Annotated in this window: 5 protein-coding genes; all 5 read right to left on the reverse strand. The window is 28.8% G+C overall.

What is annotated here, in order from left to right; all coding sequences use genetic code 11:
• Nucleotides 1-201: 201 nt before the first annotated feature.
• The 5 genes from L866_RS09890 to L866_RS09775 all read right to left on the reverse strand — a co-directional run bounded on the left by L866_RS09890 (nucleotide 202) and on the right by L866_RS09775 (nucleotide 2,113).
• Entirely contained in the window at nucleotides 202-309 is a 108-nt protein-coding gene (locus L866_RS09890; RefSeq protein ID WP_156919548.1) for a hypothetical protein, read from the reverse strand.
• Between the two features lie 21 nt (nucleotides 310-330).
• Nucleotides 331-573: an McrC family protein gene (locus L866_RS08900; RefSeq protein WP_025730883.1), complete on the reverse strand. Its 243-nt coding sequence runs from the start codon at nucleotides 571-573 to the stop codon at nucleotides 331-333.
• A complete protein-coding gene (locus L866_RS09765) occupies nucleotides 570-875 on the reverse strand; it encodes a 5-methylcytosine-specific restriction endonuclease subunit McrB (RefSeq protein WP_025730885.1) in 306 nt (101 codons plus the stop codon). Before L866_RS09765 ends, L866_RS08900 begins: the two co-directional genes overlap by 4 nt.
• 120 nt (nucleotides 876-995) lie before the next feature.
• Nucleotides 996-1,487, reverse strand: coding sequence for an AAA family ATPase (locus L866_RS09770; RefSeq protein WP_025730887.1), 492 nt, complete (start codon nucleotides 1,485-1,487; stop codon nucleotides 996-998).
• 26 nt (nucleotides 1,488-1,513) lie between these two features.
• Nucleotides 1,514-2,113, reverse strand: coding sequence for a hypothetical protein (locus L866_RS09775; RefSeq protein ID WP_025730889.1), 600 nt, complete (start codon nucleotides 2,111-2,113; stop codon nucleotides 1,514-1,516).
• Between the last annotated feature and the right edge of the window lie 332 nt (nucleotides 2,114-2,445).

Below are 2,445 nucleotides of genomic sequence, written 5' to 3' on the forward strand. Positions count from 1 at the left end.
TCAGTTCTAAAAGAAAGTATATCAAGTTTAACCAGTAAGAGAGTATAGAACATTGTACTAGAAACTTTTACACAAGATTATGGACTTGACTGAAATTAATAAATGGTATGATTCATTATTTTTATGATATCTTATCTTCCAATTAATTTCTTTTAAATCAATTAGATCAACTTCATTAAAATAAATCATTAACTTTCTAAGTTACTTTTTCCGATGAATGGAAATGCTTGATTGGAGGAGTATATTAACTGTTGTTTTTATCATTTGATTCAACGGACCATTAACTGTAAACTCATCGTAATTACAGATTAGTTGTTTCTTTAAAAGAGATTATAATTTCAAAGATTCTGTTACATTTACTTTATCTCGAAGAGTAGATAACATTTCTGTATGATTCACATATTCTCGACCTAATCCTTTTTTTACTTGCATGGCAATTCCTTTTACCAAAATAGCTGCCATTAAATCTGCAATATGATCAAATGGTTCTGATTTCAAATGCTTATATCCTGTCCCTCTTAATTCTTTAAATGCATAGGTTAGCATATAATAAACGTTACGAATGGGAATCATTGAATGGCGCTCCTTAATCGCATACTCCAATCAGATACCTTAGTTGGTTCATCGAACCAAAATTCCTTTAATAGCGGGATTAACTCATATTCAACTAAATTAGACAATGCTTCTTTAATCATCGATTTCTCGGTAAAGTTCAAGAAATAACTATGTCCAATTCTAAATTCTTCACCTAGCGAATCATCCAAAGCAATATATTCATTCAACTCCTTAACGGAATCAATCAATCGATTAAATATTTTATTATCTAAAACCATTTGATATGCTTTGAAACCATTAGAATCAAAACATGGTTTCATTTCAAAAAAGACAAAGCGACGTCTTAATGCATAGTCTAATAAAGCTCAGCTTCTATCAGCTGTATTCATCATACCTATTAGATAGAGATTTTCTGGAACAGAAAATTGTTCATCTGAATACTATAACTGAATCGATAGACCACGTTTATCGTTTTCAATTAACATAAATAACTCACCAAAAATCTTACTTAGATTTCCCCGATTAATTTCATCTATTATAAAGAAATACTCATTTTCAGGATCTTTTTCAGCTTGCTTACAGAAGTTGTAAAATGCTCCTGTTTTTAACTCGAATCCTTTTGATGACGGACGAAATCCCATAATCAAGTCTTCGTATGAATAACTTTGATGAAACTGAACCATCATCAATCTCTCTGCATCTTTAACCCCCATCATTGAATAAGCTAATCGCTTTGCGGCATACATTTTACCTACATCTGGGGCTCCTTGCAAGATAAGGTTTTTCTTTGCTTTTAATATGCTAACCAAGCTTTGGTAAATTTCTTGATCTACAAAAACATCATCTAAAAAGTCCTCTTCAGTGTATATTTGAAGATTTATCGTTTCCACATCAAATCCATTGTTCATCTCATCTTGAACAAACTCTCTCAATACTTTCTTTTGTTTTTTTGTGCTACTCAGACTTCATAAGATAATTCAGGTAATGTATTGAATTCAAATTCATCACTACTTAACATGTTTTTGCACGAATCATTTATCATTAAGTAATCTTTCCCATTTGGTAAATTTTTAATTTTAGGCTTAATTATTTCAACAAAATCTACCGGCATATCTTTTGAATTTAATAAATACGATCGATTGGTTCGATCTAAATTAATGAAATAATTAGGTCGAATCCAAAATAGTGCCATTGTCAAATTCCATCGAATGCCCCTTTGTTTACTAACAACATTATATATTTTAATAAATTCATCACGAGTTGATTCATTGTCATTATCAGCTAATTCAAGTGCTGATTCAAATACATGCCATAAATTATCAATATCATCACTTTTTCTGCTCTCTTTGAATTCATAAAAAGTTGCTCGCATATTATTTAGCACTGGAACTCCATTAAATATTTGTGAAACTTCTAAGTGTTTGTCAAATTCTTTTATAATACTTTCAATAATAGTTAGTCTATTTTTATGAGTAATTCCTTTATTAAATAAACCAAAAACAGTAAATAGATCAATATCAATTACTTCAGCATTAATATCTATTTTAGTAACTTTCATATCGATTGTATTATATACGGAATAAATTATTTGAATAAAGTGATGTTTGACTACTTTTAGAAGATAAAAATTTTGTAGCTAAATCCGAGTAAAAGTTAATTCATTAGTAATTTTAATTATCTGTTAAAGTACCTCCTAAAAAATCCCTATTTAAAAAATATTATAATACTATTTATGTCCTATTATATCATTCACTTTTATAACATACGGATCATTGCAACGAATTAATTTTTTTTTTTAAGTCAAGTCCATAATCTTGTGTAAAATACTATACAATGTTCTATACTCTCTTACTGGTTAAACTTGATATACTTTCTTGTAGAACTGAGCCA

Source organism: Atopobacter phocae ATCC BAA-285, from assembly GCF_000526675.1.
Lineage (GTDB): Bacteria > Bacillota > Bacilli > Lactobacillales > Aerococcaceae > Atopobacter > Atopobacter phocae.